The 23,656-nt window shown below is 70.5% G+C and carries 19 protein-coding genes; 10 read left to right on the top strand and 9 right to left on the bottom strand.

What is annotated here, in order from left to right; all coding sequences use genetic code 11:
- Window positions 1–41: 41 nt before the first annotated feature.
- The 4 genes from LJ657_RS09890 (at window position 42) to LJ657_RS09875 (ending at window position 4,876) form a co-directional block, all read left to right on the top strand.
- A complete protein-coding gene (locus tag LJ657_RS09890; RefSeq protein WP_232648052.1) occupies window positions 42–2,042 on the top strand; it encodes a TerD family protein in 2,001 nt (666 codons plus the stop codon).
- 226 nt (window positions 2,043–2,268) lie between these two features.
- Entirely contained in the window at window positions 2,269–3,270 is a 1,002-nt protein-coding gene (locus tag LJ657_RS09885; RefSeq protein WP_232648051.1) for a TerC/Alx family metal homeostasis membrane protein, read from the top strand.
- A gap of 131 nt (window positions 3,271–3,401) precedes the next feature.
- The gene (locus LJ657_RS09880) at window positions 3,402–3,704 is read left to right on the top strand and encodes a hypothetical protein (RefSeq protein WP_232648050.1); all 303 of its coding nucleotides are present in this window, start codon (window positions 3,402–3,404) and stop codon (window positions 3,702–3,704) included.
- A gap of 71 nt (window positions 3,705–3,775) precedes the next feature.
- Complete coding sequence (locus tag LJ657_RS09875) at window positions 3,776–4,876, top strand: calcium:cation antiporter (RefSeq protein WP_232648049.1); 1,101 nt, start codon at window positions 3,776–3,778, stop codon at window positions 4,874–4,876.
- On the opposite strand, the gene LJ657_RS09870 is transcribed toward LJ657_RS09875, so the two are convergent.
- Window positions 4,866–6,170 carry an MFS transporter gene (locus LJ657_RS09870; protein ID WP_232648048.1) on the bottom strand — a complete coding sequence of 435 codons (1,305 nt, stop codon included), beginning with the start codon at window positions 6,168–6,170 and terminating at the stop codon, window positions 4,866–4,868. The genes LJ657_RS09875 and LJ657_RS09870 overlap by 11 nt on opposite strands.
- A 194-nt stretch (window positions 6,171–6,364) precedes the next feature.
- On the opposite strand from LJ657_RS09870, the gene aroQ reads away from it, so the two are divergent.
- Entirely contained in the window at window positions 6,365–6,838 is a 474-nt protein-coding gene (gene aroQ / locus LJ657_RS09865; RefSeq protein ID WP_232648047.1) for a type II 3-dehydroquinate dehydratase, read from the top strand.
- A 26-nt stretch (window positions 6,839–6,864) separates the two neighbouring features.
- Here aroQ and LJ657_RS09860 read toward each other — a convergent pair whose 3' ends face one another.
- From LJ657_RS09860 to LJ657_RS09840, 5 genes are all read right to left on the bottom strand, one after another.
- Complete coding sequence (locus LJ657_RS09860) at window positions 6,865–7,617, bottom strand: amino acid ABC transporter ATP-binding protein (protein ID WP_232648046.1); 753 nt, start codon at window positions 7,615–7,617, stop codon at window positions 6,865–6,867.
- Window positions 7,614–8,531 carry an amino acid ABC transporter permease gene (locus LJ657_RS09855; RefSeq protein WP_232648045.1) on the bottom strand — a complete coding sequence of 306 codons (918 nt, stop codon included), beginning with the start codon at window positions 8,529–8,531 and terminating at the stop codon, window positions 7,614–7,616. The genes LJ657_RS09860 and LJ657_RS09855 overlap by 4 nt, the downstream gene beginning before the upstream one ends.
- Complete coding sequence (locus LJ657_RS09850; RefSeq protein WP_232648044.1) at window positions 8,528–9,412, bottom strand: ABC transporter substrate-binding protein; 885 nt, start codon at window positions 9,410–9,412, stop codon at window positions 8,528–8,530. The genes LJ657_RS09855 and LJ657_RS09850 overlap by 4 nt, the downstream gene beginning before the upstream one ends.
- A gap of 508 nt (window positions 9,413–9,920) precedes the next feature.
- Window positions 9,921–10,577 carry an MBL fold metallo-hydrolase gene (locus tag LJ657_RS09845; RefSeq protein ID WP_232648043.1) on the bottom strand — a complete coding sequence of 219 codons (657 nt, stop codon included), beginning with the start codon at window positions 10,575–10,577 and terminating at the stop codon, window positions 9,921–9,923.
- A 56-nt stretch (window positions 10,578–10,633) separates the two neighbouring features.
- Window positions 10,634–11,320, bottom strand: a complete 687-nt coding sequence (locus LJ657_RS09840) for a maleylpyruvate isomerase family mycothiol-dependent enzyme (protein ID WP_232648042.1) — start codon at window positions 11,318–11,320, stop codon at window positions 10,634–10,636.
- Between the two features lie 229 nt (window positions 11,321–11,549).
- On the opposite strand from LJ657_RS09840, the gene uvrA reads away from it, so the two are divergent.
- A complete protein-coding gene (uvrA, locus tag LJ657_RS09835; RefSeq protein ID WP_232648041.1) occupies window positions 11,550–14,579 on the top strand; it encodes an excinuclease ABC subunit UvrA in 3,030 nt (1,009 codons plus the stop codon).
- Between the two features lie 101 nt (window positions 14,580–14,680).
- Here the strand turns inward: uvrA and LJ657_RS09830 are convergent, their stop codons facing one another.
- The 3 genes from LJ657_RS09830 to LJ657_RS09820 all read right to left on the bottom strand — a co-directional run bounded on the left by LJ657_RS09830 (window position 14,681) and on the right by LJ657_RS09820 (window position 17,807).
- The gene (locus LJ657_RS09830) at window positions 14,681–15,592 is read right to left on the bottom strand and encodes a carbohydrate kinase family protein (RefSeq protein ID WP_232648040.1); all 912 of its coding nucleotides are present in this window, start codon (window positions 15,590–15,592) and stop codon (window positions 14,681–14,683) included.
- Window positions 15,589–16,692, bottom strand: a complete 1,104-nt coding sequence (locus tag LJ657_RS09825) for a LacI family DNA-binding transcriptional regulator (protein ID WP_232648039.1) — start codon at window positions 16,690–16,692, stop codon at window positions 15,589–15,591. Before LJ657_RS09825 ends, LJ657_RS09830 begins: the two co-directional genes overlap by 4 nt.
- A gap of 158 nt (window positions 16,693–16,850) precedes the next feature.
- Window positions 16,851–17,807, bottom strand: a complete 957-nt coding sequence (locus LJ657_RS09820) for a hypothetical protein (protein WP_232648038.1) — start codon at window positions 17,805–17,807, stop codon at window positions 16,851–16,853.
- A 732-nt stretch (window positions 17,808–18,539) separates the two neighbouring features.
- Between LJ657_RS09820 and uvrC the strand changes: the two genes are divergently transcribed.
- From uvrC to whiA, 4 genes are read left to right on the top strand one after another with little or no spacing between them, the layout of a single operon-like run.
- The gene (uvrC, locus tag LJ657_RS09815) at window positions 18,540–20,570 is read left to right on the top strand and encodes an excinuclease ABC subunit UvrC (RefSeq protein WP_232648037.1); all 2,031 of its coding nucleotides are present in this window, start codon (window positions 18,540–18,542) and stop codon (window positions 20,568–20,570) included.
- Window positions 20,567–21,523 carry an RNase adapter RapZ gene (gene rapZ, locus LJ657_RS09810; protein WP_232648036.1) on the top strand — a complete coding sequence of 319 codons (957 nt, stop codon included), beginning with the start codon at window positions 20,567–20,569 and terminating at the stop codon, window positions 21,521–21,523. The genes uvrC and rapZ overlap by 4 nt, the downstream gene beginning before the upstream one ends.
- On the top strand, window positions 21,520–22,587 hold the full coding sequence (locus LJ657_RS09805) for a gluconeogenesis factor YvcK family protein (RefSeq protein WP_232648035.1): 1,068 nt from the start codon (window positions 21,520–21,522) through the stop codon (window positions 22,585–22,587). Before rapZ ends, LJ657_RS09805 begins: the two co-directional genes overlap by 4 nt.
- Window positions 22,578–23,567: a DNA-binding protein WhiA gene (whiA, locus tag LJ657_RS09800; RefSeq protein WP_232648034.1), complete on the top strand. Its 990-nt coding sequence runs from the start codon at window positions 22,578–22,580 to the stop codon at window positions 23,565–23,567. Before LJ657_RS09805 ends, whiA begins: the two co-directional genes overlap by 10 nt.
- Window positions 23,568–23,656 lie beyond the last annotated feature (89 nt).

Raw genomic sequence — 23,656 nt, 5'->3', positions numbered from 1 at the left:
ACGACACGACAGCGACACAGCGACGCAGGGGGACGAGGGCGATGACGGCCGAGCTGGTGCGGGGGCAGAACCATCCGCTCTCCCAGTCCCGTCTCGAGATCCGGGTTGCGTCCGGCACACCGATCGTGGCCTCGGCCACACTGAGCGACGAGAACGGCAGGGCCCGCGGCGTCGAATGGGTGGCCCATCCCGGTGCGCCCACCCTGCCCGGGCTCGAGGTCTCCAAGCAGGCGGCCGCCGACCACCGTCTCGCGGTGGACCTGGACGCCATGCCGGAGGCCGTGCACCGGGTCAGTGTGCTGCTCGCCCTGCCCACGGGTGGCGGGGGAGGCCCCGCCCGCTTCGGCACCGTCGCCGCCCCCTTCGTGGCGGTCACCGGCCTCGACGGCACCGAGGTCGCCAGCTACCGGATCACCGGCCTGGACGCCGAGTGCGCCGTCGTCGCCCTGGAGCTCTACCGCCGGCAGGGCGCCTGGAAGGTGCGTGCCGTCGGCCAGGGGTATGCGGGTGGCCTCGCCGAGCTCTTCGCCGACCAGGGTCTGGCCGAGGCCCACCGCCTCGCGGGCACCATCAACGAGGCGGTGGCCCAGGGCCTGGCCCGCTCGGTGCCGGCGCCCCCGCCCCGCACCGCGGACGGGGACCGCACACGCCAGTCCGCCGCACCGGCGCACGGCCCCGACCAGGGCGGCCCCGCAGCACCCCAGGGCGCCCCCGGCCCCGTACCCCGGCAGCCCACATCGCGGTATGGACCACAGGCCACACAGCCCGGATGCCCCACGGATCCCTCCGCGGTCACGCAGCCGTCCTCGCCCACCGCCGGCGACCCCGTCAACTACAGCCACCCGGGTCGGCAGGCCGCCGCTCCGCCACCACCTCCGCCCACCGTGCCCCCGGCCCCGCCGGGACAGCCCGCGCCGCCGGTGGCCGGCGACGCGACCGGCTGGTCCATGGACGAGCGCTTGTACAACCAGGTCTGGGGCATGTTCGAGGACCTGGCCCGCACCGCGGCCGCGTACCGCAGCGCCGTCGACTTCGCCGACTCGCGCATGGAGAAGGAGATCGACCAGGCTCTGTCCGACCCACGCAGCAGAATCGGCGGACAGGGCGACGCCGCGCGCGAGGCGGCCCGCGCCAAGCACGCGCAGCTCGTCGACCAGGCCAGGGCGGCGCTCGACCGGGACCTCGCCCAGCTCACCGCCGAGTCCGAGGTCGTCGAGCCCGCGCTGCCGCCCGCGTACGCGCGCTGGGACAACCCCGTCTGGCACGGCTACCGGGTGCCGATGGAGATCCCCATGGCCCTGCGCCTGGGTGACCTCTCGCTGCCCGAGAGCGAGCTGCTGCGTATCCCGATGCTGGTCCGCCTGCCGCTCGAACGCGGCCTGTGGATCGACAGCGGACGTCCCGCATCGCTCGACGACTCGGTCGCGGACGCCCTTGAGCTGGGGCGCATCGCGATGGACACCGCGGTGGCGCTCGCGGCACGGCTGCTCGCGGTCTATCCGGCGGGCGACTTCACCGTGCATGTCGTCGACCCGGCCGGCTCCGCGGCGCAGGCGCTCGCACCGCTGGCGGACAGCGGGGTGCTCGCGGCCCCGCCCGCACTGGGCGCGGCGGGCGTGGCGGACGTCCTGACCCGACTCACCCAGCGCGTCGACCTGGTGCAGATGGCAGTGCGCGGCGGTGCGGCCGACTCGCTCCCGCCCGGCCTGGACCCCGGCGAGCAGCTCCTGATCGTCAACGACTTCCCGCACGGCTTCGACGACCGGGCCGTGACCCAGCTGCGCTACCTCGCGGACGAGGGCCCGGCCGTGGGAGTCCACCTGATGATGGTCGCGGACCGCGAGGAGGCCGCCGGCTACGGGCCTTTGCTGGACCCTCTGTGGCGTTCGCTGCTGCGCCTCACCCCGCTTCCCGACGACCACCTCGCCGACCCGTGGGTCGGCCATGCCTGGACCTATGAGCCGGCGCTCGTTCCGGCCGGCAGCCAGGTGCTCCAGCAGGTGCTCACCCAGGTGGCAGCGGCCCGCGCCAAGTACCGGTAAAGCCATCCTGACCAGCCATCTTGACCTTTCTTTTGCTATTTGCTTTACCTTTCCTTGGTGATTGGGTACTGTAGTCCTCACGGAGGGGAGTACTCCCTGTCGACTGCGGCGTACCCGTCAATACGGATCAGGACTGATCCCGGGGCGTCGGCCCACCCTGGGTGGAAGAGACCTCCGGCAGCGCGACGACGCTGGTCATCTGCCGTTACGTATTGCCGGAGGCGCAGTGGATGTTTCCCCGACCCTGTGGGTCCTGACCATCGTGGGCCTTGCCGCCCTGATCGCGGTCGACTTCTTCATCGGCCGCAAGCCGCACGACGTCTCGATCAAGGAAGCCGGGATCTGGACGGTCGTCTGGATCGCCCTCGCCGGGCTCTTCGGCCTCGGCCTGCTCATCTTCGGCGGCGGCCAGGCCGGCGGCGAGTTCTTCGCGGGCTTCATCACCGAGAAGTCCCTGAGTGTCGACAACCTCTTCGTCTTCGTCCTGATCATGGCGAAGTTCGCGGTGCCCTCGCAGTACCAGCAGCGGGTGCTGCTCGTCGGCGTCCTCATAGCCCTGGTCCTGCGGGCGATCTTCATCGCCGCCGGTGCCGCGATCCTCGCCAGCTTCGCCTGGGTCTTCTACCTCTTCGGCGCCTTCCTCATCTGGACCGCCTGGAAGCTCATCCAGGAGGCCCGGGCCGACGAGGAGGACGAGGAGTTCGAGGAGAACAAGCTGCTCAAGGCCGCCGAGCGCCGCTTCGGTGTCGCCGACCGCTACCACGGCACCAAACTGTGGATCGAGCAGAACGGCAAGCGGGTCATGACGCCGATGCTGGTCGTGATGCTCGCGATCGGCACCACCGACGTCCTGTTCGCGCTCGACTCGATCCCCGCGATCTTCGGCCTGACCCAGGACCCGTACATCGTCTTCACCGCCAACGCCTTCGCGCTGATGGGCCTCAGGCAGCTGTACTTCCTGATCGGTGGCCTGCTGAAGAAGCTGGTCCACCTCAGCTACGGCCTGTCGATCATCCTCGGCTTCATCGGCGTCAAGCTGGTGCTGCACGCGCTGCACGAGTCCGGCGTCCACGTCCCGGAGATCTCCATCCCGGTCTCCCTCGGCGTGATCTGCTCGGTCCTGATCGTCACCACCCTCACCAGCCTGAGGGCGACAAAGAAGCAGGCGGCGGCCGAGGCGGCGCAGGCGCAGAGCGAAGGCGCTGCGAAGGACAGCATCCAGGCCTGACTGCGACGGACGTAGAAACAACCACCACCGGGAGCGGCGCGCGGCGAATTGCCGACCACCGCTCCCGGTGCTTGCTTGTTTCCTGAGCGCGTCTCCCGGCCCGGGAGCGCCATGGCCGGGTGGAGGTTCCCGTGAAGTTCGTACAGATCGTCGACTTCCAGACCGAGCGTCTGGAGGAGATGGAGCAACTGGTCCAGGAGGCGAGGCAGCGCACCGCGGACCGGGCGGGCGGTCCAACGCACAGCATGCTCCTGAAGGACCGGGACAATCCCAACCGCTATCTGGCGCTGATCGAATTCGAGTCGTACGAGGACGCGATGCGGAACAGCAACGACCCGGAGACGACCAGGATGGCGGAGCAGATGAGCGCACTGAGCATCGGCGAGCGCACGTTCACCAACTGCGACCTGCTGGAGATGAGCGAGCTCAAATAGACCGCACACCCCCCGAAGGGGCCCCGCACCGCCGCAGTGCGGGGCAGGTATGCCTCTGCAACGATCGCTGCATGATCGCTCGGCTCAGGTCGCTCACAACACAGTGGACGTCCCTCGTGCCGGTGCTGGCGATCGTCCTGCTGGCCTTCACCTGGGGGCGCGATCTGCCCGCCGCGGTCGTCGCTGTGGTCACGCTCGTCCTCGCGGGCGCCGTCCTCGCTGCCGTGCACCACGCCGAGGTGGTCGCCCACCGGGTCGGCGAACCGTTCGGCTCGCTCGTGCTCGCCGTCGCCGTCACGGTCATCGAGGTCGCCCTGATCGTCACCCTGATGGCTGACGGCGGCGGCAAGAGCTCGACCCTGGCCAGGGACACGGTCTTCGCCGCGGTGATGATCACCTGCAACGGCATCGTCGGCGTCTGTCTGCTCGTCGCCTCCATGCGCCACGGCACGGCGGTCTTCAACCCCGAAGGCACCGGCGCCGCGCTCGCCACCGTCGCCACCCTGGCCACGCTCAGCCTGGTGCTGCCGACGTTCACCACCAGCAAGCCCGGCCCGGAGTTCTCGGGCGTACAGCTCACCTTCGCCGCGATCTCCTCGCTGATCCTCTACGGCCTCTTCGTCGCGACCCAGACCGTGCGGCACCGCGACTACTTCCTGCCCATCAGCCGCCAGGGCGGGGTGATCACCGCGGACGACCACGCGGACACCCCGACCGTCCGCACCGCGTGGATCAGCCTGGGCCTGCTCGGTCTCGCGCTGATCGGCGTGGTCGGGCTGGCCAAGGGCGTGTCGCCCACGATCGAGTCCGGAGTGGAGGCCGCCGGACTGCACCACGCAGTCGTCGGCGTGATCATCGCGCTGCTGGTGCTGCTCCCCGAGACCATCGCGGCCCTGCGCTCCGCCCGCCGCGACCGGGTACAGACCAGCCTCAACCTTGCCCTCGGTTCTGCAATGGCCAGCATCGGCCTGACCATCCCCGCGGTCGCCCTGGCATCCGTCTGGCTCTCCGGCCCGCTCGTCCTCGGCCTCGGCTCGACGCACATGGTGCTGCTCGCCCTGACCGTGGTGGTGAGCTCGCTGACGGTGGTGCCGGGCCGGGCCACGCCGCTGCAGGGCGGGGTCCATCTGGTGCTGTTCGCCGCGTACTTGGAACTCGCGATCAATCCATGACCGGTTCCGCAACGACCACCGGCACCGGCCGCGTCTCCGGCAGCAGCGCGAAGCACCCCAGGCTCAGCAACGCGATGCCCGTGAGATACGCGCCCACGCCCCACGGCACCCCGCCCTCGTGCCCGGCCAGCGCGGTCGCCGCGATCGGCGTGAGCGCGCCCCCGAGCACCCCACCGAGGTTGTAACCGACGGCCGCTCCCGTGCAGCGCACCCGCGGCTCGTACAGCTCGGGCAGATAAGCGGCGATCACCCCGAACATCGTGACGAACGCGAGCAGCGCCCCCAGGAAGCCGGCGAACATCAGCAGCGGCTCCCCGGTGGCGAGGAGGCAGACCGTCGGAAACATCCACAGAGCGGCGGCAGCACACCCGGCCAGACACATCGGCCGCCGCCCGTAACGGTCCCCGAGCAGCGCGGCCAGCGGCGTGAGCGCGCCCTTCACCACCACCGCGGCCATGATGCAGGTCAACATGACGGTACGGCTGACTCCGAGCCGTTCCGTCGCATACGCGAGGGACCAGGTCGTCACCGCGTAGAAGATCGCGTAGCCGACGGAGAGCGCCCCGGCCGTCAGCAGGACGAGCCGCCAGTGCTCGCGTACGACCTCCGCGAGCGGCACGCGCGCGTGGTCGTCGATTTCGAGGAAGCTGGGACTCTCGGTGAGCGACGACCGCAGCCACAGACCCGCCGCGGCCAGCACCCCTGCCGCCCAGAACGGCACCCGCCATCCCCACTGGGCGAACTGCGCCTCGGACAGTGTCGCCGACAGCGCCAGCACCACACCATTGGCGAGCAGGAACCCCAGGGCTGGCCCGACCTGCGGGAAGCTCGACCACAGCGCACGCCGTTCGGCGGGCGCGTGCTCGGCGGTGAGCAGCACGGCCCCGCCCCACTCCCCGCCGAGCCCCAGCCCCTGCAGAAAGCGCAGCACCAGGAGCAGCGCGGGGGCGGCCGCACCGATCGACCCGTACGTCGGCACACAGCCGACCGCGACGGTGGATGCGCCGGTCAGCAGGAGCGAACCGACCAGGACCGGCCGGCGTCCGCGCCGGTCCCCGATGTGCCCGAACAGCACCGAGCCCAGCGGCCGCGCCACGAACCCCACGCCGAACGTGACGAAAGCGGCGAGCGTCCCCGCCACCGGTGAGAACGCCGGGAAGAACAGCGGTCCCAGGACCAGCGCCGCGGCGGTCCCGTACACGAAGAAGTCGTAGAACTCGATGGCCGTCCCGGCAAGCGAGGCGGCCGCGAGCCGCAGCATGGAGGGTTTCATTACGGTGCGTACGTCGTGCATGCCGCGTCAACTACCCACGGTGACAGCGGGTTACGGGGGCGCACAGGCGTGACCCGGCCTCACCGGTACGTGACGGCGATGCGCCGGGCGGCCCGTCGGAGAGTGCGGGCCGCCCCGTCGCGCATGCACCGTGATAAACCGGTTCGAACAGCGGTCCTCGACGGATCGCCGCAACCCACCGGACCGGAGGAACCGTGCCCCGCACCCTGGCCAACGCCCCGATCATGATCCTCAACGGGCCCAACCTGAACCTGCTCGGCCAGCGCCAGCCGGAGATCTACGGCAAGGACACCCTCGCCGACGTCGAGGCCCTGTGCGCCAAGGCGGCGGCAGGGCGCGGCGGCACGGTGGACTTCCGGCAGTCCAACCACGAGGGCGAGTTGGTCGACTGGATCCACGAGGCACGGCTGAACCACTGCGGGATCGTCATCAACCCCGGGGCCTACTCCCACACGTCAGTCGCGATTCTGGACGCGCTCAACACCTGCGACGGACTGCCCGTGTTGGAGGTGCACGTCTCCAACATCCACCGGCGCGAGTCGTTCCGGCACCACTCGTACGTCTCCCTCCGCGCCGACGGCGTCATCGCCGGATGCGGAGTACAGGGGTACGTCTTCGGTGTGGAGCGCGTCGCGGCGCTGGTGGGGGCTGCTCAGGCCGACGCGTAAGCCCCGATCACCAGGCGGGGCGGCTCTTACAGCCGCCCCGCCTCCACGATCCGCCGCAGGAACCGTTGTGTGCGCTCCTGCTGCGGGTCGCCGAAGAGCTGTTCGGCGGTTCCGCGCTCCAGGACCACCCCCGAGTCCAGAAAACAAACCTGGTCGGCTACGTCCCGGGCGAAGCCCATCTCGTGCGTGGCCAGCACCATGGTCATGCCGTCGTCCTTCAGGCCCCGCACAACAGCGAGGACCTCGCCGACGAGTTCGGGGTCGAGGGCGGCGGTGATCTCGTCGAACAGCAGCAGCCGCGGCCGTACGGCCAGGGCGCGCACGATCGCCACCCGCTGCTGCTGACCCCCGCTCAGCCGGTCCGGGTACTCGCCCGCCTTGCCGCCGAGTCCGAGCCGCTCCAGCAGCTCCCGGGCACGCTCCTCGGCCTCCGCGCGGGAGGCGCCGTGCACCCGCCGCGGGGCGAGCGTGATGTTGTCCAGGACCGTCATGTGCGGGAACAGGTTGTACGCCTGGAAGACCACGCCGATACGGCGGCGTACCGCGTCCTGATCGGCACGTGGATCGGTGATCTCCTCGCCGTCCAGCCAGATCGCCCCGTCGTCGATCTCCTCCAGGAGGTTCGCGCACCGCAGCAGCGTCGACTTGCCCGAGCCGGAGGCGCCGATCAGCGCCGTCACCGTGTGCGGCGCGACCTCCAGGTCGACATCCCGCAGGACGACCGAGTCGCCGAAGGTCTTGCGCACGGACTCCATGCGCAGCACGGGCGCGTCGCTCATATCGATCCTCCCTGGGCTCGCCGGCGGTCCATCCGTGCCGTCACCCAGTCCGTGAAGCGGGTCATCGGGATGGTCAGCGCCACGAAGACCAGGCCCGCGACGATGTACGGCGTGTAGTTGAGGCTGCGTCCCACGATGATGTCCGCGGCCCGTACGGCGTCGATCGCGCCGCCGATCGACACGAGCCCGGTGTCCTTCTGCAGCGACACCAGGTCGTTCAGCAGGGGCGGCACCTGTCGGCGCACGGCCTGCGGCAGGACGACGTGCCGCAGGGCCTGCCGGTTGGTGAGGCCCAGCGAGCGGGCCGCGGCGCGCTGCGAGGGGTGCACGGACTCGATGCCGGCACGGAACACCTCGGCCACGTACGCCGAATACGTCAGCGTGAGCGCCGTACCGCCGAGGAGCACCGGGTCGACGGTCACGCCCTGCAGCCGCAGCGCGGGAACACCGAGGACCACGATCATCAGGTTGATGATCAGCGGCAGCCCGCGGAAGAAGTCGGTGTACGCGGCCGCCAGCGCCCTCAGCGGGAAGAACACCGGACCGCGCAAAGTGCGCGCGATGGCGATCAGCATGCCGAGGACCAGCACCGCCACGCCGCAGATCAGCAGCAGCCGGACGTTGAGCCAGAGCCCTTCGAGGACCTTGGGGAACGCCTCGCGCGCGTACTGCCCGTTGAAGAACGTCTCCTTGGTGCGCGGCCACCCGGGTGCGTTGACGACGACCAGGTAGAGGACCACGCCCGTGACGAGGGTCGACAGCGCGGCGATCGCCGTCGCGCGGCGGGTACGCGCGCGCTTGAAGGCCTCACGATCGATGCGCCGCTGGGAGGGGACGTATCCATCACCCCCGCCGGACATGTCGCCCTTGTTGTCCGCGTCCTCCCGGCCGGACTCCTCCTTGGCGACGGTCACTTGAGCACCGGGGCGTCGACGGCGTCCGAGAGCCACTGCTTCTCGAGCTTCGCCAGCGTGCCGTCCTTGCGCAGGGCGTCGACGGCGCCGGTCACGCACGAGGTGAGCGCGCTGCCCTTGTCGAGCACGAGCCCGAACTGCTCCGGCGTACCGCCCTGGTTCTCGAACTGCCCGACGATCTTGGCGTCGGTCACCTCGGCCGCGGTGATGTAGAAGGCGGTCGGCAGGTCGGTCACGATGGCGTCGACCTGGCCGTTCTTCAGTGCGGACTTGGCCTGGTCATTCTTGGCGTAGACCGCGGCTTCCTGCTTCGGCTTCACCACGTCGCTGATGTAGTCGAGGCTGGTGGTGCCGACCTGGGCGCCCAGCTTGAGGCCCTTCAGGTCCGCGATGCTCGTCGCCTTCGCGGCCTTCGAGCCCTTCAGCGCGATGACGGCCTGGCGCACGTCGTAGTAGCCGGAGGAGAAGTCCACGGCCTTCTTGCGCTCGTTGCTGATGGACACCTGGTTGATGTCGAAGTCGAAGGTCTTCACACCGGGCGCGAAGGCTTTGTTGAAGGGCACCTGCTGCCAGACGACGGCGCTCTTGTCGTAGCCGAGTTGCTGCGCCACCGCATAGGCGACGGCCGACTCGAAGCCCTTGCCGTTGGCGGGCTTGTCGTCCTTGAACCACGGCTCGTACGCGGGCTCGTCAGTGGCGATCGTCAGCTTGCCCGACGTCCGGGTCGCCAGATTGCCCTTGGCGCAGGTCTTCGAGGCCGAACCGGACGGCGTGGCCGCCGCCTTGTCCTCCGGCTGCGGAGCGCAGCCGACAGCGGTGGCGAGCAGGCCTATGGTTGCCGCGGCGACGGCGCGGCGCAGTGCGCGAGGGGCGAGGTGCATGGCGGGAGAGTGGCAGTCATGCGTCCCGTTTGTCGAGGTCACGACGGGAATTGTCCGCATAGTGGGAACGCGTGTTGCGGCCTTGTGAACACTATCTGAGAGAACGCCGGGGCCGCCGGTCGAGGGCGGGGATCGAAAGACCGGCGGCCCATACCGCGCAGGAGCCGTCATCCTGTGCGGGGCTGCTTCCAGTTGACTGCGCAACCAGGTGCGCGGGGAGCGCGCGCGGGACTTCGGCTCGTGTGAATGGTTCACACGGGGCGCGTGCGTCAAGTCGGCGCGGGCGTAGGGGGAGTTCACGCCGGAGCGAGCGCCGAGGATACGGAGCGCGGCCCTGCGCGCCATATCGTGTGCGCCGCCGGGATGTGACGCATTCGCCGCGCTGCGCGCTGTAGGGCATGACTCCCATGGGTCACGGGCCCGCCCTCTCGAGGCGGCAAGCGGGCCGAGGCGTACAGGGGCGGTCAGGTCGTGGAACCTGACCGCCCCTGTACGCCGTTCGGCCTTCTCACCACCCGCGCGCGTGCCACTCCGCGAGATGCGGCCGCTCCGCGCCCAGGGTGGTGTCGTCGCCGTGGCCCGGGTAGACCCAGGTCTCGTCCGGCAGCGCGTCGAAGATCTTCGTCTCGACGTCGTGGATCAGACTGGCGAACGCCTTCGGGTCCTTACGGGTGTTGCCGACACCCCCCGGGAAGAGGCAGTCCCCCGTGAAGACATGGGGGTGCCCGTGCGGGTCGTCGTAGACGAGGGCGATCGACCCCGGCGTGTGCCCGACCAGATGGCGCGCGGTGAGCTCCACGTGCCCCACCCGGACGGTGTCGCCGTCGTCGACGAGGACATCGGTCGGCACCGGGATGCCGACGGCGTCCTCACGGCCCGCATACGTGCGGGCGCCCGTGGCCGCGACGACCCGGGCGAGCGCCTGCCAGTGGTCGCCGTGCTGGTGTGTGGTGACGACCGAGGCGATGCCGTCGTCACCGATCATGCCGAGCAGTGTGTCCGCGTCGTTGGCCGCGTCGATCAGCAACTGCTCATCGGTGGCCCGGCAGCGCAGCAGATAGGCGTTGTTGTCCATCGGGCCGACCGCGATCTTGGTGATCATCAGGTCCTTCAGCTCGTGCACGTCCGCCGGGCCGCCGACCGTCACCTGTCCGCTGTACGTCATGGCCGTCAGCCTATAGCGGGGGAGCGCAGCCGGGCTCCTGGCCATGGGCCGCGCGGTCACAACGGGGGAAGCGCCGGGAGTGAGCCGCCCCGCACGGTCAGGCCGGAGCCGTCGCGTCGCCCGGAGAGCCAGCCGAGCAGCTCGGGCGCCGGGCCCGAGACGGTGACCTCCGGCTCCGTCGTCTCCTGGCCCGTCCGCCACGCGCGTGTACCCACCGTCAGTCGCGTGGGGGGAACATCGGAGTGCCCGGAGAAGCGCGTGGCGAGGAAGTCGATCTCCCGCTCGGAGAACTCCGTCGGCAGATCCTCCAGCTCGTACCCGATACCGAGGTCCACGTGGTGCAGCTCCACCTCGGCCCAGCGGCGGAACGGCACCCCGGACGCCGAGTCGGTGACCCCGTTGCGCAGCTCCACCGTGCGCGACCAGTCCGCCGGCACCGCTCCCGTCCGCTGGAAGCGGGCCGCGCTGTCGCGCAGGTCGGCGAGCTGGACGTCGAGGGGGCGCGGGGCGTCCCTTTCGATGTCGGCGTCGCGGGCCTCCCCGGACGGATACATGGGACGGCCTTCGAGGACGTTCACGAGGGCGTCCGCGTTGCGGGCGAGGTGGGCGAGGACGTGGCCGCGAGTCCAGCCGGGCAGCCGTGACGGCTCGGCCACCGAAGCGTTGTCCAGTTCGGCGGCTGCGGTGAGCAGCCGGTCCGTCGCGTCACGTACAGACGCCAGGTCATGACCGTGATCAATCATGGTAATGACCCTAGCTGCGCCACACCTTTGGGTGAAGGTGGTGAAGCCGTGCCGTAAATCGAATGCGCGTGCTATATGGTCGGGCGTGGCGTCGGGCATGCTGGAGAGCCGGGGATTGTTATGCAACCCGGGAATCCGACCGGCGTTGTCAGTGGCTCCCCCTAGTCTGAGAAAGCACGGGGGCCCCGCCCCTGTCACTCCTCTCAAGCCAAGAAAGGTGCGGACCGGCGTGGCCGACCGTCTCATCGTCCGTGGCGCGCGCGAGCACAACCTCAAGAATGTCTCGCTCGACCTGCCGCGCGACTCGCTCATCGTCTTCACGGGCCTGTCGGGGTCGGGCAAGTCCTCGCTGGCCTTCGACACCATCTTCGCCGAGGGGCAGCGGCGCTACGTGGAGTCGCTCTCCTCATACGCCCGCCAGTTCCTCGGCCAGATGGACAAGCCGGACGTCGACTTCATCGAGGGGCTGTCCCCGGCCGTCTCCATCGACCAGAAGTCGACCTCGCGCAACCCGCGCTCGACGGTCGGCACCATCACCGAGGTCTACGACTACCTGCGACTGCTCTTCGCGCGCATCGGCAAGCCGCACTGTCCCGAGTGCGGACGCCCGATCTCGCGCCAGTCGCCGCAGGCCATCGTCGACAAGGTCCTGGAGCTGCCGGAGGGGAGCCGCTTCCAGGTGCTGTCGCCGCTGGTGCGCGAGCGCAAGGGCGAGTTCGTCGATCTCTTCGCCGACCTCCAGACCAAGGGCTACTCACGCGCACGGGTGGACGGCGAGACCATCCAGCTCTCCAGCCCGCCCACGCTGAAGAAGCAGGAGAAGCACACCATCGAGGTGGTGGTCGACCGCCTCACGGTGAAGGACTCCGCCAAGCGCCGCCTCACCGACTCCGTCGAGACCGCCCTCGGCCTGTCCGGCGGCATGGTCGTGCTCGACTTCGTCGACCTCCCCGAGGACGACCCCGAGCGCGAGCGCATGTACTCGGAGCACCTGTACTGCGCGTACGACGACCTGTCCTTCGAGGAGCTGGAGCCGCGCTCCTTCTCCTTCAACTCGCCCTTCGGTGCCTGCCCCGACTGCACCGGCATCGGTACGCGCATGGAGGTCGACGCCGAGCTGATCGTCCCGGACGAGGACAAGTCCCTCGACGAGGGCGCCATCCACCCCTGGTCGCACGGCCACACCAAGGACTACTTCGGCCGCCTGATCGGCGCCCTCGCGGACGCGCTGGGATTCCGGACGGACATCCCCTTCGCGGGCCTGCCGCAGCGAGCCAGGAAGGCCCTGCTGTACGGCCACAAGACGCAGATCGAGGTCCGCTACCGCAACCGGTACGGGCGCGAGCGCGTCTACACCACGCCCTTCGAAGGTGCCGTCCCCTTCGTCAAGCGCCGCCACAGCGAGGCCGAGAGCGACGCCAGCCGCGAGCGCTTCGAGGGCTACATGCGCGAGGTGCCCTGCCCCACCTGTGAGGGCACCCGCCTGAAGCCCGTCGTCCTCGCGGTCACGATCATGGGGAAGTCGATCGCCGAGGTCTCCGGCATGTCCATCAGCGACTGCGCCGAATTCCTGGGCGAGCTGAAGCTCAACGCCCGCGACAAGAAGATCGCCGAGCGCGTGCTGAAGGAGGTCAACGAGCGGCTGCGGTTCCTGGTCGACGTCGGCCTGGACTACCTCTCGCTGAACCGAGCGGCCGGCACCCTCTCCGGCGGCGAGGCCCAGCGCATCCGCCTGGCCACCCAGATCGGCTCCGGCCTCGTCGGCGTCCTGTACGTCCTCGACGAGCCGTCCATCGGCCTCCACCAGCGCGACAACCACCGGCTGATCGAGACCCTGGTCAGACTGCGCGACATGGGCAACACGCTCATCGTCGTCGAGCACGACGAGGACACCATCAAGGTGGCCGACTGGGTCGTCGACATCGGCCCCGGCGCGGGCGAGCACGGCGGCAAGGTCGTGCACAGCGGCTCCCTGAAGGAACTGCTCACCAACGCCGAGTCCATGACCGGCCAGTACCTGGCCGGCAAGAAGTCGATCCCGCTGCCCGACATCCGCCGCCCGCAGGACCCGTCCCGCAGGCTCACGGTGCACGGCGCCCGCGAGAACAACCTCCAGGACATCGACGTCTCCTTCCCGCTGGGAGTGTTCACGGCCGTCACGGGCGTGTCCGGCTCCGGCAAGTCGACGCTGGTCAACGACATCCTGTACACGCATCTGGCCCGCGAACTGAACGGCGCGAGGAGCGTTCCCGGGCGGCACACGCGCGTGGACGGCGACGACCTCGTCGACAAGGTCGTGCACGTCGACCAGTCGCCCATCGGCCGCACTCCGCGCTCCAACCCGGCGACGTACACCGGCGTCTTCGACCACATCCGCAGGCTGTTCGCCGAGACCACCGAGGCGAAGGTCCGCGGCTACCAGCCCGGCCGCTTCTCCTTCAACGTCAAGGGCGGCCGCTGTGAGAACTGCGCGGGCGACGGCACGATCAAGATCGAGATGAACTTCCTCCCGGACGTCTACGTTCCGTGCGAGGTCTGCCACGGCGCCCGCTACAACCGGGAGACCCTGGAGGTCCACTACAAGGGCAAGTCCATCGCCGAGGTCCTGAACATGCCCATCGAAGAGGCCATGAACTTCTTCGAGGCGGTCCCGGCGATCAACCGCCACCTCAAGACGCTGAACGACGTCGGTCTCGGCTACGTCCGGCTCGGCCAGTCCGCCACCACCCTGTCAGGTGGCGAGGCGCAGCGCGTGAAGCTCGCCAGCGAGCTGCAGAAGCGCTCCACCGGCCGCACGGTCTACGTCCTGGACGAGCCGACCACCGGTCTGCACTTCGAGGACATCAGCAAGCTGCTGACGGTGCTTGCGGGCCTGGTCGACAAGGGCAACACGGTCATCGTCATCGAGCACAACCTCGACGTGATCAAGACCGCCGACTGGGTCGTCGACATGGGCCCCGAGGGCGGCGCCGGCGGCGGACTCGTCGTCGCCGAGGGCACGCCCGAGGAGGTCGCCGGGATCCCGGCCAGCCACACCGGAAAGTTCCTGCGGGAGATCCTCGGCGCCGACCGGATCAGCGACGCCAGCTCGGTACCGGCCCCGCGCAGGACGGTGGCGAAGAAGACGGTGGCGGCCAAGTCGCCGGCCAAGAAGACGGCGACGGCCAGGACCGCCAACAGCACGGCCACGAAGAAGGCGGCCGGCGCCACCAAGAAGGCGGCACCCGCGAAGAAGACGACGCGGGCGCGGAAGGCCTGATCAGGTCCACGACGGTGTGGCGCCCCGCGGGAGAACTCCCCGCGGGGCGCCGCCCGTTGCAAGCACGGCTGCCGCGCCCGCGCAGGACGGAAACAAGCCCCCTACAGCGCGTCCACTTCGGACGCGTACGGCGGCTCCGCGCCCGCCCGGGAGCAGGTGATCGCGGCTGCCCGCGCCGCGAAGCGCAGCAGCCTGGTCCAGCCGTCGGCGCCCAGGCCCAGGAGTGCCTCGCGGGACAGGGCGTCCTGGGCGGCCAGGCCGTGCAGAAGAGCCGCGTTCACCGTGTCGCCGGCGCCGATGGTGTCGACGACGTCGACCTTCTCGCCCGGCACGGGGTACACGGCCCCGTCCCGGGTGAAGGCGCTGAGCCCGTCGCCGCCGTGGGTGATCACGACAGCGGCGGGTCCGGCGGCCAGCCACTCCCGCGGCGAGCCGCCCAGCCACAGGGCATCCTCCTCGGACAGCTTGAGCAGCGACACCGAGGGCAGCCAGCCCCGGAAACGCGCCCGGTAGGCGTCCGCATCGGGAATCAGGCCCGCCCGGACGTTGGGGTCGAGCGCGGTGAAGACGCCCTGCGCGGCTGCGGTGTGCAGCAGGGTCTCGTAGGCCGTCGCGCCGGGCTCCAGGACGAGCGAGCACGTGCCGAAGGACACGGCGCGTACCTCGGCGGGGAGCACCTCGGGCACGGCGAACAGCCGGTCGGCGGTGCCCTCGACGTAGAAGGAGTAGGCGGCCGAGCCGTTCCCGTCGATCGTGGCGACCGCGAGCGTGGTCGGCTCCGCACCGCGCTGCACGGCCGAGACGTCGACGCCCGCTGCCCGTAGCCCGTCGAGCAACGCCTCTCCGAAGGCGTCGTGCGAGGTGCGGGAGCAGAACGCCGTGGGGGAGCCGAGACGGCCGAGGGCCACGGCCGTGTTGTACGGGCCGCCGCCGAGCGCGGGCTTCAGGCCCGCGAGGGCACCCGTACCCTGCGGTACCAGATCGATCAGAGCCTCACCGGCGACGACGATCACGACAGTGTTCCTTTCTCGGACTTCCCGAACCTCTCGGGCTTGTCATGCTTCTCGAACTTCTCGGGTTGTTCGGACCGCACCGTCTCCTCCGGGCAGCCGCACGAGGTCCGGTGGACGAAGGTGCAAGGGAGCCGCAGGGTGCGGGTGGGGCGGTCCGGGGAGGCGAGGCGTTCCAGGAGCACCCGGACCGCCTGGGTGCCGATCTCCCTGCTGGGCTGGGCGACGGCGGTCAGCCGCGGCGAGAACAGGTCCGCCCAGGCGAAGTCGTCGAAGCAGCACAGGGCCATGTCCTCGGGCACGGACAGGCCGCGGTCGCGCAGGGCGCGCAGAGCACCGATGGTCATCGCGTTGTTGGCCGCGACGAGGGCGGTGGGCGGGGCGGCGAGGGAGACCAGCGCCGTGGTGGCGCGCTCGGCGTCTGCGGACTCGGAGTTGCCGTGCACCAGCAGGCGTTCGTCGTCGGGGAGCCCCGAGACGGCGAGGCCGTGGCGGTATCCGGCGATGCGTTCGCGGGTGGTGCTGAGCCCGGGCCGCCCGGCGACCAGGGCGATCCGGCGGTGGCCGAGCTCGGCGAGGTGGGTGACCAGCCGGGCGGTCGGTTCGGCACTCTCGGCGCATACCTGGTCGTAGGCGGGTGTGCCCTCGGCCGGGGTGTCGAGGAGCCGGTCGAGGAAGACGGCCGGCACGCCGTGGCGGCCGAGGTACGCGACGAGCTCGCGCGGGTTCGCCGAGGGGGCGACGATCAGGCCGTCGACCCGGCGTTCGTGCAGCAGCTGGACGACCTTGCGCTCGTGCTCCGGGTCGTCGTGCGGATCGGCGATGATCAGGCTGTAGCCGTGTTCCAGGGCGCTGGCCTCGACGCCCTGGAGGATCTCCGTGAAGTACGGGTTGCTGATCGCCGACACCGCGAGTCCGATGGACCGGGTGCGCGAGGTCACCAGGGAACGGGCGAGGGTGTTCGGGGTGTAGCCGAGCCTGTCGACGGCGTCCAGGACTGCCTGGCGGGTGTGGGGGAGGACGGGGCGGGTGCCGTTCAGGACGTGCGAGACGGTCGCCACGGAGACTCCGGCGCTTCGAGCGACGTCGGCCATGGTCGCCATCGCGTCCCCCTTCCCGGGCCGGGCCCCTTTCGGCGGCACGGCGTGCCTTCCGGCCGGGACGGTATCCCATCCCGCGCCGGACGTAAACGCTTGCGCAAACGTTTACGTCCAGTGATGCGGGAGGCTGACACCGATCTGGTCGTCTCCGCCGGCGCGGTTCACTCCCAGTCCCAGCCGATGCCCACGATCCCCGTTCGCACCCGGGGCTCGACGAGGTGGACCGAGTGGTGGCGGCCGCTGAGGGGCAGTTCCTGGCGGCCGCTGCGCGGGGCCGCCGGGGAGTGCTGGGCGAAGCGGTGGCAGCGGGACGGCAGTGCCTGCTCGTCGAAGCGCACCTGGAGCGCGTACTGTCCGCCGGCCGGCCCGAAGCCGCGGACGTACTCGCGGGACATGCCGGCGGTGCCGTCCTGGATGCCGTAGCGGAAGAGGAAGGTGTCCCCGGCGCGCAGGCGGGTGTCGAAGAGGAGTTCGGCCACGAGTACGCCGGTGTCGTGGTGCACGCGCACGCGTCCCGTGCGGCAGTTCTCCAGTGCGTGCACCCGCATGCGTTCCGGCGCACATCCCGGGTCGCCGTGGTGGACGGCCACGAAGCGGTCGACGCCGTCCTTGTGCGCGCGCACTATGTGCTGGGATTCGCGCCCCGCCAGTTCGCGGCGCTCGCCGATGCGTACCCGCTCGTGGTGTCCCAGGGTGTGCAGGCCGCCGTCCAGGGGCGAACCCAGCTCGGCCAGCATCCGCTCCAGGACGCCCGACGCCTCCACCAGGGAGCGGTAGGAACGACCCGCGGGCCGTCCCGCGCACGAGGGTTCGTCGGTCTCGGCGAGCAGCCGGATCAGGGACTCCTCCGGCAGCTGGAGGATCTCCTCCAGCGCCCGTACGGCCCGCAGGGACTCGGGGCGCTGCGGACGTCGGGCGCCCTGCTGCCAGTAACTCAGGCTCGTGACGCCGACCTTGACCCCGTAGCGCGACAGATGGTGCTGCACGCGCTGCAGCGGCAGTCCGCGGGCGGCGATCGCGGCGCGCAGTGCGACGTGGAAGGGGCCGCCCCGCAGGGCCGAGTCCAGTTCCGCGGTCGCGACGACGGCAACGTCCGCGTGCTGTGTGGCGTGCGGCATGCAGGGGCCTTTCTGTGAATGCTCGCTACGGCTGGTCGGGCCGGGTTTTCGCGTGTTGTCGGGGCCACCCCGTCGGCGCCGGGGAGTCTTCACATCCGTACGCCGTCGTTCCCGGTCCCGAGTTCCCCCGCATTGAAGCGTGTTGACCTAGTCCCGACAACACCTGCTGCCCAACAGCGGTGTACTCCTGGCCGAGACGCGATCGGTGGCCTCGAGCGGGCACACCCGTCCGGCCGTTGCCGGGCGCCTCCAGGATCGCCCGTGCGGACAGGGCGGACTTGTGCAGGAATCCGTGGCCGGGGGACGGCCTACGAGTTCCGCGATGTCTCTCTCCACGCGTGCGTGCCGTCGCCGTACCTGGCGGACGCGGAGCGGCCGGCCTGCGCGGGCGGGTCGGGCGAGACGTGGTCGGTCAGGCGGGTGACGCCGCAGGACCGCCGGATCGGCTCGCCGCCCGCCGCCCGCCGTCGCGACGACCCGCTGTCCCGCCTCGGCGCCGGCGGCGCGAGGGCGGGGCTCGCCGGCGGAGTGCCGACCGAAGGAGGACGCAGGCCGCGGCCTCGGGGCCGCTGAGGACGCCGTCGAGAAAGCTGAGGACGCCGTCGAGAAAGCTGAGAACGCCGTCGAGAAAGCTGAGAACGCCGTCGGGAGAAACGTCGCCCGGGTAACCCTCCCGGCGGCGTTGTCCACAGGCCCGCCGCACTGTCAGCCCTCGCCAGTAGGGTGTGAGACATGGCCGATCCCTCCAGCTACCGCCCCAAGCCGGGACAGATCCCGGACTCACCAGGGGTGTACAGGTTCCGCGACGAGCACCGCCGGGTGATCTACGTCGGAAAGGCGAAGAGCCTGCGCCAGCGCCTGGCGAACTACTTCCAGGACCTGGCGAGCCTGCACCCCCGCACCCGGACGATGGTCACCACCGCCGCGTCCGTGGAGTGGACCGTGGTGTCCACGGAGGTCGAGGCGCTGCAGCTGGAGTACTCCTGGATCAAGGAGTTCGACCCCCGGTTCAACGTCAAGTACCGCGACGACAAGAGCTACCCGTACCTCGCGGTGACGATGAACGAGGAGTTCCCCCGCGTCCAGGTGATGCGCGGCCACAAGCGTAAGGGCGTGCGCTACTTCGGGCCGTACGGGCACGCGTGGGCGATCCGCGACACCGTGGACCTCCTGCTGCGCGTCTTCCCGGTGCGCACCTGCTCGGCGGGTGTCTTCAAGAACGCCGCCCGCACCGGCCGTCCCTGTCTGCTCGGCTACATCGGCAAGTGCTCCGCTCCCTGCGTCGAGCGTGTCTCCGCCGAGGAACACCGCGAACTGGCCGATGAGTTCTGCGACTTCATGGCCGGCCGTACGGGGACGTACCTCCGCCGCCTGGAGAAGCAGATGACCGAGGCGGCCGAGGAGATGGAGTACGAGCGGGCGGCCCGCCTGCGCGACGACATCGAGGCCCTGAAGAAGGCCATGGAGAAGAACGCGGTCGTGCTCGCCGACGCGACCGACGCCGACCTGATCGCGGTCGCCGAGGACGAGCTGGAGGCAGCCGTCCAGATCTTCCACGTCCGCGGCGGACGGGTGCGCGGCCAGCGCGGCTGGGTCACCGACAAGGTCGAGGAGATCACCACCGGCGCGCTCGTCGAGCACGCCCTGCAACAGCTGTACGGAGAGGAGAAGGGCGACTCCGTCCCCAAGGAGGTCCTCGTCCCCGCGCTGCCCGACCCGGTCGAACCCGTCCAGGAGTGGCTCGCCGAGCGCCGCGGCTCGGCCGTCTCCCTGCGCATCCCGCAGCGTGGTGACAAGAAGGCCCTGATGGAGACGGTGGAGCGCAACGCCCAGCAGGCGCTCGTGCTGCACAAGACCAAGCGCGCCTCCGACCTGACCACGCGCTCGCGTGCCCTGGAGGAGATCGCCGAGGCCCTCGACCTGGACAGTGCCCCCCTCCGCATCGAGTGCTACGACATCTCGCACCTCCAGGGCGACGACGTGGTGGCCTCCATGGTCGTCTTCGAGGACGGCCTGCAGCGCAAGAGCGAGTACCGCCGTTTCCAGATCAAGGGCTTCGAAGGGCAGGACGACGTCCGCTCCATGCACGAGGTGATCAACCGCCGCTTCCGGCGGTACCTCGCGGAGAAGGAGAAGACGGGGGAGTGGGCCGACGGTGAGAACTCGCTCACCGAGGAGGACGGCCGCCCCAAGAAGTTCGCCTACCCGCCCCAGCTCGTCGTCGTCGACGGCGGGCAGCCCCAGGTGGCGGCCGCCAAGAAGGCCCTGGACGAGCTCGGTATCGACGACGTCGCCGTGTGCGGCCTCGCCAAGCGCCTGGAGGAGGTGTGGCTGCCGGACGACGACGACCCGGTGGTCCTGCCCCGCACCAGCGAGGGCCTCTACCTGCTGCAACGCGTCCGTGACGAGGCCCACCGCTTCGCGATCACCTACCAGCGGACCAAACGGTCCAAGCGTTTCCGGTCGAGCCCCCTGGACGACGTGCCGGGACTGGGGGACACACGCAAGCAGGCACTGCTGAAACATTTCGGTTCGTTGAAGAAACTGAGATCCGCCACCATCGACCAGATCTGCGAGGTCCCCGGCATAGGCCGCAAGACGGCCGAGACGATCGCTGTGGCCCTCGCCCAGGCGGCCCCGGCCGCGCCCGCCGTGAACACGGCGACTGGAGAGATCATGGAGGAGGAACCCGGAACAATGGGTTCCAGCGGGCAGCCCGTAACCATGGGGGCCCCGGACGAGCGACGGGGGCAGGAGACATGAATGTGAACGAGCACGACGGACAACAGAACCAGGCCGGAGACGGAGCGCAGGTGAGTACGGGCAGCGACACGCCCGGGGCGGTGCCCGAGGCAGCCATCCCCGAGCTGGTGATCATCTCCGGTATGTCCGGTGCGGGCAGGTCGACGGCCGCCAAGTGTCTGGAGGACCTCGGCTGGTTCGTCGTCGACAACCTGCCACCCGCGCTGATCCCCACCATGGTGGAGCTCGGCGCCCGCTCGCAGGGCAACGTGGCCAGGATCGCGGTCGTCGTCGACGTCCGCGGCCGCCGCTTCTTCGACAACCTCCGCGAGTCCCTCGCCGACCTGGAGGCCAAGCACGTCACCCGGCGGATCGTCTTCCTGGAATCCTCCGACGACGCCCTGGTGCGCCGATTCGAGTCGGTGCGCCGCCCGCACCCCCTGCAGGGCGACGGCCGCATCGTCGACGGCATCGCCGCCGAGCGCGAGCTGCTGCGTGAGCTGCGCGGCGACGCCGACCTGGTGATCGACACCTCCAGCCTGAACGTACACGAGCTGCGCGCCAAGATGGACGCCCAGTTCGCCGGCGAGGAGGAGCCCGAACTGCGGGCCACCGTCATGTCCTTCGGCTTCAAGTACGGCCTCCCGGTCGACGCCGACCTGGTCGCGGACATGCGCTTCCTGCCCAATCCGCACTGGGTCCCGGAGCTGCGCCCCTTCACCGGTCTGAACGAAGAGGTCGCCGCGTACGTCTTCAACCAGCCCGGCGCCAAGGAGTTCCTCGACCGCTACGCCGAGCTGCTCAGGCTCATCGCGGCCGGCTACCGCCGCGAGGGCAAGCGGTACGTGACCATTGCCATCGGCTGCACGGGCGGCAAGCACCGCTCGGTGGCCACGTCGGAGAAGCTCGCCGCGCGCCTCGCGGCCGAGGGCGTGGAGACGGTGGTCGTGCACCGGGACATGGGACGCGAATGACGGAACGTTCTCCGCGGCTGAGCAGGCTGCGCCGGGTCGTGCCCGAGTCCCGCGCGGGCCGGCCCGTCGAGGCCCGCGGCGCCAGGCCGCGCCGCCGGGGCACCCAGCCCAAGGTGGTCGCCCTCGGCGGCGGCATGGGCCTGTCCGCCTCGCTCGCCGCGCTGCGCCGGATCACCGGCGACCTCACCGCCGTCGTCACCGTGGCCGACGACGGTGGCTCCAGCGGTCGCCTGCGCGACGAGCTGGGCGTGCTGCCGCCCGGCGACCTGCGCAAGGCGCTGGCCGCGCTGTGCGGCGACGACGACTGGGGCCAGACCTGGGCCCGCGTCATCCAGCACCGCTTCCAGTCCAAGGGCGACCTGCACGAACACGCGGTCGGCAACCTCCTGATCGTCGCCCTCTGGGAGCAGCTGGGCGACCATGTCCAGGCCCTCGACCTGGTCGGCAGGCTGCTCGGCGCGCACGGGCGCGTGCTGCCCATGTCCGCCGTACCGCTTGAGCTGCAGGCCCTGGTCAAGGGGCACGACCCGGACCGGCCTGAGGACGTCGACACCGTACGGGGACAGGCGACCGTGGCGCTCACGCCGGGCGAGGTGCAGTCCGTGCACGTCGTGCCGCATGACCCGCCCGCCGTCCCCGAGGCCGTCGAGGCGGTCCTGGACGCCGACTGGGTCGTCCTCGGCCCCGGCTCCTGGTTCTCCTCGGTCATCCCGCACCTGCTCGTTCCCGAACTCCTGGACGCGCTCACGGAGACGAAGGCACGCCGGGTGCTCTCGCTGAACCTCGCGCCGCAGCCCGGAGAAACAGATGGCTTCTCCCCGCAACGTCATTTGGAGGTTTTGGGACGACACGCCCCTAAACTCGCCCTGGACGTGGTGCTGGCCGACGAGGCCGCCGTGCCCGACCGCGACGTGCTGACCGAGGCCGCCAAGCGGTTCGGGGCCGCGGTCGAGCTGGCCCCGGTGGCCCGGAGAGACGGAACTCCGCGGCACGACCCGGAGCTGCTGGCCGCCGCGTACGACCGTATTTTTCGGATGCATGGAAGGATCGGCCCATGGCGATGACGGCAGCGGTGAAGGATGAGATCTCCCGGCTCCCCGTCACCCGGACCTGCTGCAGAAAGGCGGAGGTCTCCGCCCTTCTGCGGTTCGCCGGCGGCCTCCACCTGGTCAGCGGGCGCATCGTGATCGAGGCGGAGCTGGACACCGCGATGGCGGCCCGGCGCCTGAAGCGGGACATCCTTGAGATCTTCGGTCACAGTTCCGAACTGATCGTGATGGCGCCGGGCGGGCTGCGCCGTGGTTCGCGCTACGTCGTACGGGTCGTCGCCGGCGGAGACCAGCTGGCCCGGCAGACCGGTCTCGTCGACGGTCGCGGCCGCCCGATCCGCGGTCTGCCCCCGCAGGTGGTCTCGGGGGCCACCTGCGATGCGGAGGCCGCCTGGCGCGGCGCCTTCCTGGCGCACGGCTCGCTGACCGAGCCCGGCCGCTCCTCCTCCCTGGAGGTGACCTGCCCCGGACCGGAGGCGGCGCTCGCGCTGGTCGGCGCCGCCCGCCGGCTGTCGATCGCCGCGAAGGCGCGCGAGGTGCGCGGGGTGGACCGCGTGGTCGTCCGCGACGGCGACGCTATCGGCGCCCTGCTCACCCGACTCGGCGCACACGAGTCGGTGCTGGCCTGGGAGGAGCGCCGGATGCGCCGCGAGGTGCGGGCCACGGCGAACCGTCTCGCCAACTTCGACGACGCCAACCTGCGTCGCTCGGCCCGCGCCGCCGTCGCCGCCGGTGCCCGGGTCCAGCGTGCCCTGGAGATCCTCGCCGACGAGGTGCCCGAGCACCTCGCGGCCGCCGGGCGGCTGCGCATGGAGCACAAGCAGGCCTCGCTGGAGGAACTGGGTGCGCTCGCCGACCCGCCGCTGACCAAGGACGCCGTCGCCGGCCGTATCCGCCGACTCCTTGCGATGGCCGACAAGCGCGCTTCCGACCTGGGCATCCCGGGCACGGAGTCCAGCATCACCGAGGAGATGGCCGACAACCTGGTCGGCTGACCCCCGCAGTCCAACACGCCGGTGCCGACGCCCACTTGGGCCGTCGGCACCGGTTTTTCTGTGTCTTTGAGGCGCCCTTGACTCCGCTG

This window comes from Streptomyces guryensis, from assembly GCF_021261325.1.
GTDB classification, from domain to species: Bacteria; Actinomycetota; Actinomycetes; order Streptomycetales; family Streptomycetaceae; genus Streptomyces; species Streptomyces guryensis.
Note: the sequence above shows the minus strand (reverse complement) of the source record. Positions and strands in the feature narration are given on the sequence as shown.